This is a genomic window from Nocardia sp. NPDC004604 (assembly GCF_040609795.1).
Classification (GTDB): domain Bacteria; phylum Actinomycetota; class Actinomycetes; order Mycobacteriales; family Mycobacteriaceae; genus Nocardia.
The window spans coordinates 152,229-168,475 of sequence record NZ_JBEXLC010000001.1 but is presented as its reverse complement, the minus strand read 5'-3'; the positions used below and the strand labels follow the sequence as shown (position 1 = coordinate 168,475).

At 65.9% G+C, this 16,247-nt stretch carries 15 protein-coding genes; 1 reads left to right on the top strand and 14 read right to left on the bottom strand.

From position 1 onward, the window contains the following. Positions 1-3: 3 nt before the first annotated feature. From ABZW16_RS00850 to ABZW16_RS00820, 7 genes are all read right to left on the bottom strand, one after another. Entirely contained in the window at positions 4-1,260 is a 1,257-nt protein-coding gene (locus ABZW16_RS00850; protein ID WP_354950731.1) for an adenylosuccinate synthetase, read from the bottom strand. A 52-nt stretch (positions 1,261-1,312) separates the two neighbouring features. Beyond that, positions 1,313-2,263: a hypothetical protein gene (locus ABZW16_RS00845; protein WP_354950729.1), complete on the bottom strand. Its 951-nt coding sequence runs from the start codon at positions 2,261-2,263 to the stop codon at positions 1,313-1,315. A gap of 127 nt (positions 2,264-2,390) precedes the next feature. Then, positions 2,391-3,341, bottom strand: a complete 951-nt coding sequence (locus tag ABZW16_RS00840) for an acyl-ACP desaturase (RefSeq protein WP_354950727.1) — start codon at positions 3,339-3,341, stop codon at positions 2,391-2,393. A 339-nt stretch (positions 3,342-3,680) separates the two neighbouring features. Then, positions 3,681-4,046, bottom strand: a complete 366-nt coding sequence (locus ABZW16_RS00835; protein WP_354950726.1) for a DUF4345 domain-containing protein — start codon at positions 4,044-4,046, stop codon at positions 3,681-3,683. Between the two features lie 72 nt (positions 4,047-4,118). Next, positions 4,119-5,390: a hypothetical protein gene (locus ABZW16_RS00830; protein ID WP_354950724.1), complete on the bottom strand. Its 1,272-nt coding sequence runs from the start codon at positions 5,388-5,390 to the stop codon at positions 4,119-4,121. A gap of 106 nt (positions 5,391-5,496) precedes the next feature. Beyond that, positions 5,497-6,798: a hypothetical protein gene (locus ABZW16_RS00825; protein WP_354950722.1), complete on the bottom strand. Its 1,302-nt coding sequence runs from the start codon at positions 6,796-6,798 to the stop codon at positions 5,497-5,499. Between the two features lie 21 nt (positions 6,799-6,819). After that, positions 6,820-7,320 (bottom strand): helix-turn-helix domain-containing protein, encoded by a 501-nt coding sequence (locus ABZW16_RS00820; RefSeq protein ID WP_354950720.1) that lies wholly within the window; start codon positions 7,318-7,320, stop codon positions 6,820-6,822. Positions 7,321-7,404: 84 nt separating this feature from the next. Between ABZW16_RS00820 and ABZW16_RS00815 the strand changes: the two genes are divergently transcribed. Further along, positions 7,405-7,815, top strand: a complete 411-nt coding sequence (locus tag ABZW16_RS00815; protein ID WP_354950718.1) for a nuclear transport factor 2 family protein — start codon at positions 7,405-7,407, stop codon at positions 7,813-7,815. A 2-nt stretch (positions 7,816-7,817) separates the two neighbouring features. On the opposite strand, the gene ABZW16_RS00810 is transcribed toward ABZW16_RS00815, so the two are convergent. The 7 genes from ABZW16_RS00810 to yajC form a co-directional block, all read right to left on the bottom strand. Then, complete coding sequence (locus ABZW16_RS00810; protein WP_354950717.1) at positions 7,818-9,407, bottom strand: ATP-binding cassette domain-containing protein; 1,590 nt, start codon at positions 9,405-9,407, stop codon at positions 7,818-7,820. Positions 9,408-9,630: 223 nt separating this feature from the next. After that, positions 9,631-10,236, bottom strand: coding sequence for a DUF4291 domain-containing protein (locus ABZW16_RS00805; protein WP_354950715.1), 606 nt, complete (start codon positions 10,234-10,236; stop codon positions 9,631-9,633). A 57-nt stretch (positions 10,237-10,293) separates the two neighbouring features. Continuing rightward, on the bottom strand, positions 10,294-10,866 hold the full coding sequence (locus ABZW16_RS00800; protein WP_354950713.1) for an adenine phosphoribosyltransferase: 573 nt from the start codon (positions 10,864-10,866) through the stop codon (positions 10,294-10,296). Between the two features lie 37 nt (positions 10,867-10,903). Further along, positions 10,904-12,619 carry an ABC transporter substrate-binding protein gene (locus tag ABZW16_RS00795; RefSeq protein ID WP_354950711.1) on the bottom strand — a complete coding sequence of 572 codons (1,716 nt, stop codon included), beginning with the start codon at positions 12,617-12,619 and terminating at the stop codon, positions 10,904-10,906. Between the two features lie 25 nt (positions 12,620-12,644). After that, positions 12,645-13,898 (bottom strand): protein translocase subunit SecF, encoded by a 1,254-nt coding sequence (gene secF, locus ABZW16_RS00790; RefSeq protein ID WP_354950709.1) that lies wholly within the window; start codon positions 13,896-13,898, stop codon positions 12,645-12,647. After that, positions 13,895-15,646, bottom strand: a complete 1,752-nt coding sequence (gene secD / locus ABZW16_RS00785; RefSeq protein WP_354950707.1) for a protein translocase subunit SecD — start codon at positions 15,644-15,646, stop codon at positions 13,895-13,897. The genes secF and secD overlap by 4 nt, the downstream gene beginning before the upstream one ends. A gap of 116 nt (positions 15,647-15,762) precedes the next feature. Beyond that, on the bottom strand, positions 15,763-16,125 hold the full coding sequence (gene yajC, locus ABZW16_RS00780) for a preprotein translocase subunit YajC (protein WP_354950705.1): 363 nt from the start codon (positions 16,123-16,125) through the stop codon (positions 15,763-15,765). Positions 16,126-16,247: the final 122 nt, after the last annotated feature.

Genomic DNA, 16,247 nt, shown 5'->3' with positions numbered 1-16,247 from the left:
GCCCTAGGCGACGGCAGCCGCCGTGTGGATCGCGGTGCGGTCGCGGCGGTCGGGACCATTGGCCGTCAGGACTATCGGGGTATCGAGTTGGCGTTCCAGCCATGGGATCGGGTCGGCGGGGATGGGTGTCAGGATCGGGTTGGACGTGGTCAGGAGTTCGGTGAGCTGGCGTTGGTGGTCGAGGTCCTGCCATGGGCCCGGTTCCAGGCGGTCTACTAGACCGGTCGGTGTCGCGTATCCCGTTGCGGCGTAGCCGGTTCCAGGGGCGTCCAGATGGGTGAGAGCGAGGCCGTCGATACCGCCGGAGACCTCGATGGCATAGCGCAGCAGGATCGGGTCGAGGTGGCCGCGACGAAAGGGGCCCTGATAGCGGCCGGCGGCATTGTGCGGTTCGGGGATCGCGATGGTGTGGTCTTCGGTGGGGAACGGGCCAGCGCCGTGGCGGGTCAGGTAGGTGCGGGTGACACCGAGTGTGTATGCGGGAGCATCGATTTCGGCGAGCAGGGCGCGGGCATTGCGCGGCTCCACAGTGGACCAGGTCGTGTGCGGGTGGAAGCCGCGCCATTCGTCGAGCAGAACGCCCTGTGCGCCTTCGAAGATCAGGCAGCCGCGCCGGGCCAGGCGGGCGAGTTCACCGCCGTCGACGATGCGGACGGCGGCGGCGAATTCCCGGAACATCTCGACCAGATCGCGAGTCGGCTCGTAGCGGTGCGCGCTCGGCGCGATCAGCGGCCCGTAATGCGCCGCCAGCGCCTGGAGCTTGGCGTACAAGACGTTCGGGCGCAGGCAGTCCGACACGGTCGGTGCATCGAATTCGAGTGCGTAGCTGGCCGTTTCGCCGATACCGCGGCCGCAGGAACCGTGCCGCGAGGAACCCCTCGCGTCCTCGCGAGCACGGTTGGCGGCAATATGAATCGGCGTGGTGAGCAACGCGCGCCCGTCGATCCGCAGCAGCGATAGCGGATCCGGCACCCCCAGCGCGGCCAGTCGCAGCGATTCACTCGCCAGCGCGATCGGCTCGACCAGCATGTGCCGCGAGAGCAGCGTCGGAATGCCGGAGAAGGTGCCGGATCCGAACTGCGCGAAGGTGTGATGCCGTCCGTCGGCGATCACATTGTGTGCCGCCTGCGCACCGCCGTTGAATCGCACGACCGCCGATACGCCGAGCCCCGCGTCCGGCGAGCACTGCCAATCGACGGTTGCCCCCTTCCCCGCATCCCCGAACCCGAGGTCGATCACTATGATGTGTGACCGAATCACCTTGCACCCCTTGCCTTTCCCATTGTCGGAATGCGCACCGCCCGAGCCGATGTCAACTCCGCCCCCGAGACAGCGCACGCATACTCGGTCCCGCCTTGGTGCCCAACGCTTTTCCGACCGAATCCGCCTCGGCCGCCGACCCCACATCGCGCAGGTCCGCCAGTCCGGTATGCATATCGACGCGGTCCTCCGCGAGCCCGATGGTGAGTGCGATGAGCTCACATACCGCGGCCGGATCGTCTAGTTTCATGAAGTTCTGACCGAGTAATCCCCACCAGTGCTCGGCGATCTCCGGATCGTCGAAGTAGCTCGACTGGTTGGGCAGGATGTAGTGCACGTGCCACCGCTCGGCCAGTTCCCGATAGATCGAGGCCACGTCGATATCGGTGCGCACATGATCGCCGATGACGGCGCGGATGTGCCGCCCCGCCAACTTCGCCTTGTTCAGCTCGTCACCGATGATGAACAGATAGCCACGCTTACCGCGCCGCTCCCATGCGTCGGTCACGACATGGGTGGCCATGAAATACGCGGCCAGTTCATAGCTTTCGGACTTCTGTCCACCACCGCCGCCTTCCAGCAGGATATTGCGCAACTGTTCGTCCATCCGGTTGTCGGATTCGAACTGCCCCACCTGCAGTGGCACCCGATCGGTATCGGCGTCGCCGATGGCACCGAACATGATCTGCGGATCCTGCGCATACCCCTTGCTCCGCAACAGGCCGTGCAGCTTGGTGAGTTTGTCCTGCATGATCCGGGGAACCCGCCCCATCGATCCGGTGACGTCGAATAGCACCGCGATCGGCAGCGAACTCCCGTGCTCATCGGAATCTCGGCATTCGCGCATGGTGACGCCGAGCGGATCGAGTGCCGGATGCGCCTGCCAACTCGGATACGGCTGACCCTGCATTTCGGCGGTATATCCGAAGTCGTCCAGACCTCGGCTGGCTCGGAAGGTCTTGGCCGCGCGGTAGGCGGTGTCGTCCCAATGTCCGTATCCCATTTCGTCACTTCCTCCCGTGAAACTAGTTTTAGTGTATGAGACTAAAACTCTGCTCGTCAAGAGTCCGCTGGTCGGAATCGGTACCGCTAGTTGATCTTCACGGACAGGAAGAACCTGCTCAGGCGTCCTACTGCTCGCGCTTGGCCGCCTCGCGCGCCAAGGCCCGGTCGCGCTGCTCCTCGAACCTGATCACATCCTTGCCGAGCCGCTCCAGGAACAACCCGAGTTCCTCGCGCGCCTGTTCGCCGCGGGCAGTGAGGTCGGTGCGCTCGAAGACGTTCCACTTGCGCAGCACCGGGTTGATGACCTCCTCGAGATGCTGGCGCAGATCGTAGATGCCGTGCTTGGCCATCAATACGCTGTTGCGACGCCAGTTCGGCATACCGGCACCCGGCATCTGAAAGTTTCGGATGATCGCCGAAATCGCCGCCAGCGCCTGGTCGGGCGCCAGATCGATGGCCGCGCCGCACAGGTTGCGATAGAAGACCATGTGCAGGTTCTCATCTGTGGCGATGCGTTGCAGCATGCGGTCGGCGACCGCGTCGTTGCAGACCTTGCCGGTGTTGCGGTGACTGACCCGGGTCGCCAGCTCTTGAAATGTCACGTAGGCGATGCCGGGTAGGAATCCGTTGTCGTCCACTCCGGTCGGATGCTGCACCCCGGTCGTCATACAGACCATCCGCGCGTGCTCCAGCGCCACCGGATCCACCCCTCTGGTGACGACGAGGTAGTCCCGCATGACGATTCCGTGCCGGTGCTCCTCGGCGGTCCAGCGCCCCACCCATGTGCCCCAGGCACCGTCCCGCGAGAAGGATTCGGCGATCAGTCGGTGATAGGACGGCAGATTGTCCTCGGTCAGCAGATTGGTGACCAGCGCAGCCTTTGCCAGCTCACTCAGACTGGATTGTCCTGGCTCCCAATCGATTCCACCCATCTCGGCAAAATTGCGGCCCTCGTCCCACGGCACGTAATCGTGCGGGTGCCAGGCCTTGGCGACCGAGAGGTGGCGGTTGAGGTTCTGTTCGGCAACGGGTTCGAGTTCGGTCAGTAACTCCAGCTGTGTCAAAGTACGTGTCACGATCGGGTTCCTGTCATTGGATCAGCGGCTCTCATCCAGAGTGCCCCGATTAGCGCGCTGCCGAAATCCCCTGACGCCGAATTCACCCGGCGGGTTCGAACTGCTCACCATTAGTTGATCGCGTAGACAGGCCGATGCGTATCGCCCGGAGGCCTGATCAGGCGCGCACCGTCGTAGTTGAACAAGGTACAACCTCGATGGGTTGGCGATATGCCGCGCGAGACGGCTCACCTGACCACCGGTCACGACCAGCAACCGGTTCGACAATCCGACCGACCTGCTGCCCCGACAACAGTCAGCGCGCCCGGCACCACCGGCGATGCAACAACCCGTTTCGGCTCAGGCTGTCAGTACCAGGGCCGCCGCCGCGACGGTTTCGATCAGGCAGTAGAACCAGTTGGGATAGAAGGAAGTTCGGTCATCGGTCACGGCGGAGACGACGCGGCCCAGAGCCATTCCGCCCAGCGCGGCGCCGATCGTGAACATGATTCCGGACCGCAGGGATCCATCGTGAGTCGCCGCGATCGCCAGCATCGCCGCCATCGCCAGACCGAATCCGCCGTAGACGGCGCGGATCTCATAGCGGGCCACGGCATGCTCGGGACGCATGCCGAAGGGACGTATCAGCGCGGCCGGTGCGGCGAGGGCATACCCACCCATCGCGAGGAAGAACAGGCCGATGACGATATCGATGACAGTTGCCAAGGGAACCTCCTGATCGAGTCGGAAGGCCAGCATGATCGACGGGAGCGCGCACCCGCTTCCACAAACGTGCGATCAGTCCCCGCCGTATTCCAACGAGCGCCAGACCTCGATCGCCCAACCCAGTTGTGACCCCGGAACGCTGATCGTGACCAGGAGAAGTTCGCCGTTGCGGTGGCTGGCGATACCCTGCACCCCGACCTCGTCGCCGTCCTCCGCGGGCAACCACCACCCGTCACCTGGTCCGCCGATGACCGGCTCGCCGCGATGCCCCGCGGTCGCGTTGGCGCCGTATTGCAGCATCGCGGCCGGAGGCGGACCGGTCTTCGCATCGCCGACCCGCAGAATGGTGATCTCGATCTGGCGGGTGCCGTCCCAGGCCCACCAGCGATCGCCGTCCCAGCCGTAGGTGAAATCACCCGGTATCTGCAGGCTCCACCCGGACACCGGCGTCGTGTGGACCGAGCGGCGGCGGTAGCCGAGCTGCGCGGGCCGATCCGCGGCGGCCCGCGCGGGCAGATCGGCGGGCGCACCGGCCGCGATGGGTGCCGAATCCGCCAGCAGCGACCGCAATTCGTGCCAGGCCGCCCACGGCAGGTCCAGTGCGGCGTCGAGCCGGTGCGCCTCGGCGAGCAACACGTCGGCCTGGTGCAGCGCGGGGGTGTCATCGGCGTCCGTCGGTGCGCGCCACCGCACGTCGTTCCACATGATGCCCATCGCGGTATTGCGCATTGTCGGCGCGGTCCAGCCGTCGTCCCACCACGGGAAGAATGCGCGCGCCGCCGCCTCATTGCCGTCGGAGACGGCCTGGAACCAGTCGCGGTCGCGCGGACCCAACCAGCTCGCGGCCAGCCCATCATGGTCGAATCGGTCACTGCCCAGGGATAATCCGATCGACACCCAGGCGCCCTCGGCGGGCACCTCGGTCAATACCGTCCGCGCGAGCGTGCGGATCCACACCAGGTAGTCGCGTTCGACCTCGGCGCGGTCATCGGCCAGTCCGAGCGGATCCTCGGTGCCCTCGTCCCACACAATGTCGAAGCGCCTGCCCATTTCATGCAGTACCGCGGCGACGTGCCGGTGATAGCCCGGCCCGGCCGAAGCACACCCCGCGCTCACCACTACCTGGCCGTGCGCCGCGCGCAGATCGACCGGTTCCGCTGCCGGATGCAGCACGGCCAGCAGGCGATCACCGGACATCTCCACCGATTTCCGAAATGGAGCCGACGTGGCGGTCCAGCCGATCCGTGCACCGGCCGGACCGGTCCGCAACCATGCCCCGACCTGATCGAGGAAGTCCTCGGTGGGCGCGCGGCACACCCCCGCCACGTTCAACTCGATTCCCATGGATACACATCCTTGTGTCCGCGGTCCGGCGGCGAAAGTCAGGACCCTACACCCACTCTCCGTGCGCGGACCCGTTGACGCGGCCCGCGGCGATGGATCGAATCGGCTACTGCTCGACGAACCGACGGCAGCTCGCCCGGCCGCCGGGCAGACCCGCCTCGCTGAACCAGCGATCGAGTTGACCGGTCTGCCACAGTGGCTCGATCTCCGCCAGCACCGCGAGATAGGACAGCTGCGCGGCGGACAGCTCCGATTCGTCGGAGATCGGATCAGGAAAGGCTCTGTGCAGGAACGAAATACAGTCGTTGCGCACGGTATGCTCGTTGGCGACCCAGGCCGCTTCGATGGCGGCGGGCAGCAGTATCTCGAAATCGTGGACGCGGCCGACGAGTTCGCGGATGACATCGTGGCGCAGCCAGCCGTCCTGCCCGGGTAGGTAGCGGTTGAACCACTCGTCGATGGCCTCCGGCCGCTCCAACGCGGACAGGAGTTCGTCGGTGGCGCATTGTTCGGCGGCGAATGCGGGCGCCAAGGCAGCGCAGGCGCGGACACCGGGATGGGGATCGGCGAGCAGCCGTTCCGGACGGCCGCCGTGGATGCCCGAAACCCTTGCGGCGGTGGCGCGTTCGGCCGGATCCGGAATGGTCGGCGCGATGGTGTCGAGCCGGTCGAGCAATGCGGACCGCTTCGCGGTCAGGGCCGGATGCGCGGTGAGCTCGATCAGCGCGCGCAGCGCGGCGATGCGCACCACCGCATCCGCATCGTCAACCAGGGGTTCGATCGCCTCGATCACGCTGGGAATCACCGCGCGACAGGCGATCTCGTCCCGCGCCCGCATCGCCGTGCGGAATTCGTTGTCATCGATTGCCGCCAGCAGGCCGGGCGGTGTCGGAACATGCTCCACCAGTAAGGCTTTTGCGGGATCGGGACCGAGTTCCAGCAGCCCGGCACGCCGATTCGCCTTGACCCGCTGCAGATCCTCCTCGCTGCGACCGGGTGGATAGGCCTCGGCATAGAGCTGCGCATCCGAAATTCCGGAACAACAACTGTGCGCGAAGATTTCGAGGTAATCCAGCAGCGCGACCCGCAAGGAGCGCGGCTCCGGATCCCACGGCAGGATGTCCTCGATCGTCATCGCGGTATGCGGGCGCGGCAGCAATTGGGCCACGATCGCGACGAACGGCGCGGTGGCGGAGTACACACTGCCCTGGTGCAATAGCGCGGCATCGAGATAGCCGACGGCATCGACACAGGCTTCGGCATCACCGCCGAGCAGCGCCTGAAGATGCGTCGGAGCATCGGCCGCGGGGCCATAGGCATGTTCCAGCTCGTCCCAATCGACGTCGGCTATCGCTTGCAGCACCGGGTCCATCGCATTGATCATGCTGTAGCCGAGCAAGTCGCTCAACTCGAGCGGGTGCGCGGCGGCCTACTGGGCCGGTTCCAGATGGTCGCCGATGAGCATGGTCCCCGGCCCTCGCTGCGCGCCGGGGCCGTGCCGCCAGTAGACGTTGTCCGCGGTGAGCGGCGCACCGCAGGCGCGGCAGACCACCACCCCGGAGGTCTCGTGCCCACAGTCCCGGTGCACGACCAGCGCAGGTGGGCCCGCGGGCCCGGCGAGCCACTTGTCACCCCAGGAAATGAGCATGGTGAGCACCGGATACAGATCGCGGCCCTGTTCGGTGAGCACGTATTCGTGGCGCACCGGATTCGATTGATACGCCCGCGCCTCGACAATCCCGTATTCCCGCAGCGTATCCAGGCGTGCGGTGAGGACATTCGAGGCGATGCCGAGATCGCGGCGGATGTCCTCGAACCGGTTCACCCCGACGAACAGATCGCGCAGGATCAGCGGCGTCCACCGCTCCCCGACCACGTCGAGCGTTCGCGCGATCGAGCACACAATGTCGGACATGGCAGCTTTGGGCATCACAACATCCTAGTCCATTGCTTTTTGCAAGTGACTCGATTACGTTGCGATACGACCGATGAACCGAACGCCGAGAGGTGATCGATGTCCGACGCAGTGGCACAATTCCGCGAGGCGACCGAGGCCGCCGATATCGACGCCATGATGCGCACCCTCGCACCCGATGCCGAGCTGACCTCACCGCTGTCCGGCCGCCTCACCTTCCGCGGTCACGATGACCTGCGCATCCTGCTGACCGCGGCCTACGGCAGCCTCTCGCACCTGCGCTGGACCGAGAACATCGGCGACGGCGACCGCCGCGTTCTACTGGCCGAGGCCAGCGTCGGTCCCTTCCGAATGACCGAGGCCATGATCCTCGAACTGGCCGCAGACGGCCGAATTCGCCGACTCAACCCGCATCTGCGGCCCTGGCTCCCGCTCAGCTTCCTCGCGGTGAAGCTGGGTCCGCGACTGTTGCGGCATCCGGGGGTCATGCGGCGGGCCGCGCGCGGATAGCGCTACCGGATCAGGGTTTCGGTCAGTCCGTCGGTGCTCAACTCCGCGCGCCTGGTTATCCCGATGTCATCGAGGAAGCGGGGGTCGTGGCTGACCACGATCAGCGCGCCCTCGTAGTTGGCGAGGGCCTGGGTGAGGTGGTCGAGGCTGGGCAGGTCGAGGTTATTGGTCGGCTCGTCGAGTAGCAGGAGTTTGGGGGCCGGGTCGGCGAGCAGGAGCATGGCGAGGGCGGCGCGCAGGCGTTCGCCGCCGGAGAGGGCCGATGCCGCGACATCGGCTTCGGCACCCCGGAACAGGAAGCGGGCGAGTTGGGCTCGGATCTGTTCGGCGGAGGCGTGCGGCGCGGTCGAGGCGACATTCTCGAAGACCGTACGGTGCTCGTCGAAGATATCGAGACGTTGCGGCAACATCCGCCACGGGACCTTCGGCGGTGCCGTGGCAATGCGGTGCAGCAGCGTGGTTTTGCCCGCGCCATTGCGGCCGGTCAGTGCGATCCGCTCCGGACCGGACACCCGCAGCGTTACGGTGGGCCCGCAGGCCAGTTCGACCTGGTCGAGATCGATGACATCCTGGCCCGGATACAGCCGGGTGCCGGGCAGATCGACCCGGATGTGCCGATCGTCGCGCAACAGGTCCGCGGCCTGCTGTAGCTGTTCCTTTGCGGTGTCCAGCTTTTCGATGTGGTTATTGCGCAACTTGCCCGCCGACACCTGCGCGGCCCGCTTGCGTGCACCCATGACGATCTTGGGCTCGCGCTTGTTCTCGAACATCTTCTGCCCGTAGCGCGCTCGGCGATCCAGTTTGATCCGGGTCTCGACCAGTTCGCGCGCCTGTTTGCGGACGTCACTGCGCGCGTCGCGGATCGTGGCCCGCACGACCTCCTGCTCCGCCTCGATGATCCGCTCGTATTCGCTGAAATTGCCACCGAACAAACGTAATTCGCCCTGCCGGAGTTCGGCGATCGTGCTCATCCGCTGCAGCAACTCGCGGTCGTGACTGACCGTGAGGACGGTGCCGGAGAATTGCCCGACCACCTCATAGAGGCGTTGTCGGGCATGCTGATCCAGGTTGTTGGTCGGCTCGTCGAGCAGCAGCACATCCGGTTCGCGCAGCAATTCCGCGACCAGACCGAGCAGTACCGTCTCCCCGCCGGAGAGCGTCTCCAGACGGCGGTCCAGCTGTTCGACCGAATCGGCGAGGTAGTGCAGACCCAGTCGACCGAGCAGCGCGATGGCGCCCTCTTCGACATCCCACTGCCCACCGACGGTGTCGAAGTCCGACTCCTCGCCGAGGCCGGATTCGATGCGGTGCAACGCCTTCCGTATCGCGGCGATACCCAGCACCTCATCGACGCGCTGACCGGTGCCGAGGCCGAGATCCTGACGCAGATAACCGAGCCGCCCGGTCACCGTGACCGAACCGCGTGCTGGCGTCAGCGCACCCGCGATCAGCCGCAACAGTGTGGACTTGCCCGCACCATTGCCACCGACCAAGCCGAGATGGCCGGGGCCGAGCACGGCATCGAGCCCGTCGAATACGGACGTGCCGTCGGGCCAGGAAAAGGTGAGATCGGAAAGGGAAAGATTGGTCATGCGGACCCCAGAGGTTGCTACGGAAACGCGACGCGCGGATGCGGGCCGCCCGAGTGGCTACCTCATGAGAGCAACGACATGACTCCGATCAACCGGGATAAGACTTACACAGGTTAAGCGCAACCGGGGATCTCGCGCCACTGATATTTGAATCACACGATGCGCTGCGGCGACAGGACCGGGTAACCCGCCTCAACTACCCGGGTCCGAAAGCCCTGATCCGCTACCCGCCAGCACCGATAGCAGCCGAGATCTCCGCAGACAATGGATACGGCCGCTCAACGGGCAGCACCCCGGCGGCCATATCCAACTGCCCGGCGGCGACCAGCTCACGGATCCGCCACGCCTGATCGGTCACATCCTGTATCCCGGTGATCCAGGTGTCGACATAGGCGTCAACCGCCGCGCCGCCCAGTCCGACCTGCAGCGACCGATGCGGCAGTGGCCGGTGATGCAGATCACGTTCGGGATCCCATTGAATTCGCACCGGACTCGTCCGCAACCGTTCGGCCCACTCCCGGCGATCCGAATACAGTTCCGGCACATAGTGACTCAGGCATGCCCGCGCCAATGCCCACTCGAATCCGCTGCGGGTCATGCTGACGGCGAGCACTCGTTCCTGCCCCGGCTTACTGGCCCACCCGCAGCGATACATCATCCACAGGAACGACGGCTTGATCCATGTCATCCGCTCGCGCTTGAAGGGACTCACGAAAGTCCCTGCGGCGAGGGCGGGTTCGGCGATATGCGGCGAATACGCTTGATAGACCACAACTGTCGAATCGTCATATGACGACCGAATCTGCCGCATCGGCGCGGAGGCAACCACCCGGCGATCCTCGCAGCCCGAACCCTTACCGGCAAACCAGTTTCCGCGGACCGCGAACTAGATCCGGACCACCGACGTCAACGGGTAATCCCCTTGGCGATCGCGCCCATTGAGGAAGCCGAGCTCCAAAACCACTGCGGCCGCGATGATTTCGGCACCGGCAGCCTTGAACAGGTCAGCCGCCGCTGCCAATGTCCCACCGGTCGCCAGCACGTCGTCGAGAAGCAGGACGCGGCGGCCCCTCAGCTCGACCCCATCGGCGGGGATCTCCAGGGCGGCCGTGCCGTACTCGAGGCTGTACTCGCGGGAGATCACCGGCGGCGGCAGCTTGCCCGCCTTCCGCACCGCCATGACACCGGTACCCAATGTTGTGGCCACACCCGCGGCGATAATGAACCCACGCGCATCGACCCCGGCCACCAGATCGGCATCGGGCGCACAGGCGGCAAGGCAGTCGACAACCGCCCGGAAGCCCTCCGGATCGGCGAAAACCGGCGTCAGATCGGCAAACCGGACGCCGGGAGAGGGAAAATCGTCGCGCCAGCGGGTGAGGCGTTCGACCAATTCGGCGGCTTTGCCCGTCCGCTCGGCTAGGACGTCATCCGTTTCCACCGCCGCGTGCTTGCTCATCGACACCTCTCCATGATTACTCACCCACCAACACCTGTCACCGCCGCAACACCCAGCGGTCCATATTCCAGCCGGTTCCCGTCTGGGTGGGCCCGGCTATCCCGTTGCGCAGGCCGTCACCGAATGCGATGGTGCGGGGTGTGGCGAACAACGGAATGCTCGGCATCTCCGCCCACAGCAGGTTCTCGGCCTCGGTGCGCAGATTCAGCGTTGTGGTCGAGTTGTCGTCGCCCGCAAGCTGATCGGTGATCGAATCGTAGCGGCCATTCCCGAAGCGACCGAAATTGAGCCCGCTACCGGTGCGCAACGCGCTGATCGCGGCCACACCGGTCTCGGATCCGGCCGGACCCGGCGTCGACGCGGTGCTACCGAGGACGGCGTCGACTTTGCCCTCGGTGAGCTGGGACGGTACGAAATCGGGCGATCCGGCGTCCACCACACTGATACCCGCCGGTTTGCACGCATCCGCGATCATCTGCACGGTTTGGGTGCGCCGCTCGTCCGGCTTCAGATACCCGATCCGGACGGTCGGATTCGACGCACCCGCGCCGGCAACGGCCGCGGTGGCGCCGGATACGTTCGCGCCCTGGTACTTGTCGGCCGCGCCGATGACGGCCGAATAGTACAGCGAATCTTGTTGTGTGATGCGAGAATTCAGCATCCCGGTGCCGAGCCCGCTCTTCGGCGCGTCCTTGGCCTTGCCGAGCTTGTCGAACAGCGCCTGCCGCGGCACACACAGTGCGAAGGCGCGCCGTGCGTCGGCCGAACCGAAGACGCCGCCGGTCCCGAGCACCAACTGCTCGACACCGCGTCCCGGTATCGTCCGCACCGAGAATCCGTCCAGATTGATGTCCTTCACCGATCCGGCACCGATATCGACGACCCCGACCGCATTGTCGCCGACCTTCGATTTCAGATCGGCGGTCTTCGGGTACACCACGATCCGCCCGGTCTCGGGCTTATTGCCCCGCCAGCGTTCGTTGGCGACCAGGACCAGCCCGTCTTCGGCGGAGTAGGAATCGATCCGATACGGTCCGGACGACGGGAATCGGCTCAGATCCAACTTGTCCGCGCCGATGGTCCACCCGTTGTTCCAGAAGTCGGCGATCCGCTGCAATGCGGCCTGATCACCGGACTGCACGGCCGTCACGACATTCGGCACATTCGCCACCCGCGCCGCCACATGCGCGGGCATCAACTCCCCCGCGGCGAACAGATTGCGCCACGGCAGGTAGTGCCGGTCCCCGCGGAACACCACGGTCGCGTCCTTGGAGCCGGGCTGGCAGTCCACCCGTTCGATATCGGCGTATCCGGCGGTGCTCGCGGCATCGAACAGCGGAACCTGGCCGCGGTCACCGGGTTTGGTGTACCGGCCGCTGCGCGCGGCCCAGGCCAGCACCAGATCGTCACACGAGGTCGGCACGCCGTCGGAGTACACACCGTCCGCGTTGAGCCGGTACTGCACGGTCTGCGCCTCGCCCGGCACCTCTTTCGCGGTGCCCACATCGGTATCGGCGATCTGCTGGCCATCGGGGCCGGTGTAGAAGAACCCGGTCAACACGCGCGCGAACACCGCGTCCGAGCCGCTGCTCGCGCCGAGCGTGGTGCCCCCGTTGTAACTGGCGATCACCGCATCGACGGCATAGCCGATGGAGGGCACCTGGTTCTGGCTCGAGCACCCGGCCATCACCGTGGCGGCCACGGTGCCCGCAGCCACCGCTCCGATCAAACGTGCCGCTAGCGACTGCTTCATCAAGGAAAACCCCTGCCGTCGGCTGTCAGTGCCTGCGCTTGTTCCGCTTTCCGCTCGGCCGAGCGCCGGGACGCGGGGCCTGTCCGGGTTCACGCACGGGGCGAGCATCCAGATCCCGGCCGGTTGCCGCGACCGCGCGCCGCTCCGCCTCGACTCCCGCACGCGCCGACGCCAATCCGGCACGCTTGTTGAGCACCTTCTTGGTGTGCGCCGCGACCGGACCCCACCGCTCCTTGATCGATACCAGCAGCGGCACAGCAAAGAAGATCGACGAGTACGCGCCGACGACCATGCCGACCAGCTGCACCAGCGCCAGATCCTTCAGTGTGCCGACGCCGAGCAGCCACACCGCGATCACCAGCATGCCGACGATCGGCAGAATGCCGATGACGGTGGTGTTGATCGAACGCATCAGCGTCTGGTTCGCCGCGAGGTTCGCCTGTTCGGCATAGGTGCGTCGAGACGTATTCACCACACCGCGGGTGTTCTCCTCGACCTTGTCGAAGACGACGACATTGTCATAGAGCACATAGCCGAGGATGGTCAGCAGACCGATCACCGCGGCGGGGGTCACCTCGAAGCCGACCAGCGAGTAGATACCCGCCGTGACGATCATGTTGAAGAACAGCGAGGCGATCGCCGCGATCGACATATCCCGTTCGAACCGGATGGCGATGTAGACCATGGTCAGCGCGATAAAGACCACCAGCGCGATCACGGCCTTCTTGGTGATCTGGCTACCCCAGGTCTCGCTGATCTCCGCGACACTGATCGCGTTGCGCGAAACGTTGCCGTCCTTGTCCTTCGGCTGGAAGGCGTTGAACAGCGCGGTCTGCAGCGCGTCGGTCTGGGCGGCGCTCAGCGTATCGGAGCGGACCTGAATGGTCTCCGCCGAACCGGACCCCACCTTCTGCACGGTCACCGGGGCGTGGCCGATGGTCTGGGAGTAGACGTCCTCGACCTTCTGTGTGGTCGCGGTCCCCGCCGCGGGCAACTGAATGCGCGAGCCGCCCGCGAAGTCGATGCCGAGGGTGAATCCGCGAATTCCGATGCTCAGCAACGAGATCAGCACGAAGGCCGCGGTCAGCGCGTAGTAGAAGCGCCGCCGACTGACGATCTTGAAACCGCCGGTGCCGGTGTAGAGCCGCTCGAAGACGCTGTGCTTCGGCGCGGCATCGTATGCGTTCACCTCGTCGGCAAGTGGCTCCACAGTCGAGTAACGATCGTCGGTATCCCGACCGCCGCCCCCCACGGAATCGCTGCGCGATGCTGTCCTCATCGTGACGTCTCCTTCACCAGAGCCTCGCCAGCCCTGCGTTCCCTGGCCACTTCCTGAATCGCGCCGAGCCCGTTGACCGACGGTTTGGCCCAGAACGGCGAGCGCGAAGCCAGCATCATCAGCGGCGCGGTCACCAGGTAGAGCACGATCACGTCGAGGACGGTGGTGATGCCCAGGGTGAACGCGAAGCCCTTCACCTGGCCGGCGGCCAGAATGTAGAGCACGACCGAGGCGATCAGGCTGACGGTCTTACCGGAGAGGTTGGTGCGCTGGGCGCGCTGCCAACCGCGCGGCACCGCCGAGCGGAAGCTGCGACCCTCGCGCATTTCGTCCTTGATGCGTTCGAAGAACACCACGAAGGAGTCGGCGGTCAGACCGATACCGATGATCAGACCGGCGATACCGGCCAGATCGAGGGTGAATCCGATCCACCGGCCGAGCAGCACGATGATGCCGTACACCGCGACACCCGAGGCGACCAGCGAGAATCCGGCGAGGAAGCCGAGCATCCGGTAGTAGGCCAGGCAGTACAGCAGCACCACCGCGAGACCGATCGCACCGGCGAGCAGACCGGCGCGCAGCGAGGACAGACCCAGCGTTGCCGATACCGTCTCGGCCTCCGAGGTCTGGAACGACAGCGGCAGCGAACCGTACTTCAGGGTGTTCGCGAGCTCCTTGGCGCTGGCCGCGGTGAAGCTACCGGAGATGGTGGTACGACCGCCCTGCTGCGGACCCGACTGCACGACTGGCGCGCTGACCACCTTCGAGTCGAGTACGAATGCGACCCGCTTGTTGATGTATTCGCCGGTCAGCGTCGCCCAGGCGTCACTACCCTCGGATTTGAACTCCAGGTTCACCTCGTGGCGGGCCTGCTGCTGGTTCAGTCCCGAGGTGGCGTTCTTGATCTCCTGGCCGTCGATCCGGCTCTTGTCGAGCAGGAGGATCTCCTTGCCGTCGGTGGCGCAGGCGACCAGCGGCAGATTCGGATCGTCGTTACCGGCCAGCGGATCGGCCTTGCTGCAGTCCATCGCGGCCATCGCGGCCTGCTGCACCGTGGGATCGGTGCTCTGTCGGGTCGCCTTGGCGTCCGCGATCTCCTTCTTCGCCTGTTCCTGCGGCGTCAGCCCGCCGGGCGGGGCCGGGGGCGAGGTCGGTGCCTGTGCGGGGAAGACGCGCGGCTGCGGGGTCGACTCCGCAGCGGGTGCAGATTCGGTGGTCGGCACCGCGGCGGTGGTCGGCGCGGACTGGGTGGTCGGTGTGGGCTGGGTCGGCAATGTCCCGTCGGGGTTGAGCTGCGTGGCGTCCGGAATGGCGCCCGGAGTCGTCCCGGCGGTACCCGAGGCCTGCGGCGTGCCCTTGCCGCCGACCGCGGGCACGGCCTGGAGCACCGGACGGATATAGAGCTTGGCGGTCGTCGCCAGCGCCTTGGCCTGGCCACCGTCGTCACCCGGAACCGTGATCACCAGGTTGTCGCCGTCGATGACGACCTCGGAACCCGACACACCGAGGCCGTTGACACGGTTCTCGATGATCGTCTGCGCCCGGCGCAGGCTGTCCTGGCTCGGCTTACTGCCGTCGGGGGTGCGGGCGGTCAACGTGACCCGGGTACCGCCCTGTAGGTCGATGCCCAGCTTGGGGGTCGGGGAATGGTCACCGGCGAAGAACACCAGCGCATAGATCACGGCCAGCAGCACGGCGTAGACGCCGAGCAACCGGAGCGGATGCGCCGATCCCTGGGAAGGTGGCACAGTTCGTCATCTCCTAGGCGGAAGTCGAGGGTGGAACAGGCGGGCACGCACAGCCGGGCACCCGGACGGACCGCCCGCGGCGGTCGTCTGCACGCGGGTACACCGCTGGAACCGGGTCAGTCCTTGGTCAGCCGGGTCTCGGTCTGCTGCGCGGACTCCTCGACGGGACCGGCCTCGATCTCGTCGGCGGCGATCTCGTCGGCCACGGCCTCATCAGTGGTCTCGTCCGTGGTACGCACATCGCGGATGGCCTGACGCAGCCAGGTGGTGACGACATCCTCGGCGATTTCGAGATCGACGGTGTCGTCATCGATATCGACCACGGTGCCGTAGAGCCCCGACGTGGTGGTGACCTGGTCGCCGACCTTCAGGCTTTCCTGCAAAGTGGTGACCTTCTCGGCCTCGCGCTTCTGGCGGCGCACACCGAGGAACATGGGCACGAGCAGGGCTACCAGCAGCAGCGGAAACAGCAGTTCCATCGTCGAAGTCAGTCCCTAGTCTGTGGGTGGGATGGACAAGTACAACCAACAGTCTGCCAGTTCGCGTCGTCGCCACCACACCGGCACACCCCCTGACGTCCCAGAACGCCGCTTCGGCGGGC

Excerpts from the sequence above, each read along its gene's own strand:
- ABZW16_RS00795 (WP_354950711.1), bottom strand. The coding sequence starts at position 12,619 with ATGAAGCAGTCGCTAGCGGCACGTTTGATCGGAGCGGTGGCTGCGGGC.
- ABZW16_RS00800 (WP_354950713.1), bottom strand. The coding sequence starts at position 10,866 with ATGAGCAAGCACGCGGCGGTGGAAACGGATGACGTCCTAGCCGAGCGG.
- ABZW16_RS00830 (WP_354950724.1), bottom strand. The coding sequence starts at position 5,390 with ATGGGAATCGAGTTGAACGTGGCGGGGGTGTGCCGCGCGCCCACCGAG.
- ABZW16_RS00845 (WP_354950729.1), bottom strand. The coding sequence starts at position 2,263 with ATGGGATACGGACATTGGGACGACACCGCCTACCGCGCGGCCAAGACC.
- yajC (WP_354950705.1), bottom strand. The coding sequence starts at position 16,125 with ATGGAACTGCTGTTTCCGCTGCTGCTGGTAGCCCTGCTCGTGCCCATG.
- ABZW16_RS00820 (WP_354950720.1), bottom strand. The coding sequence starts at position 7,320 with ATGCCCAAAGCTGCCATGTCCGACATTGTGTGCTCGATCGCGCGAACG.
- ABZW16_RS00815 (WP_354950718.1), top strand. The coding sequence starts at position 7,405 with ATGTCCGACGCAGTGGCACAATTCCGCGAGGCGACCGAGGCCGCCGAT.
- secF (WP_354950709.1), bottom strand. The coding sequence starts at position 13,898 with ATGAGGACAGCATCGCGCAGCGATTCCGTGGGGGGCGGCGGTCGGGAT.
- ABZW16_RS00810 (WP_354950717.1), bottom strand. The coding sequence starts at position 9,407 with ATGACCAATCTTTCCCTTTCCGATCTCACCTTTTCCTGGCCCGACGGC.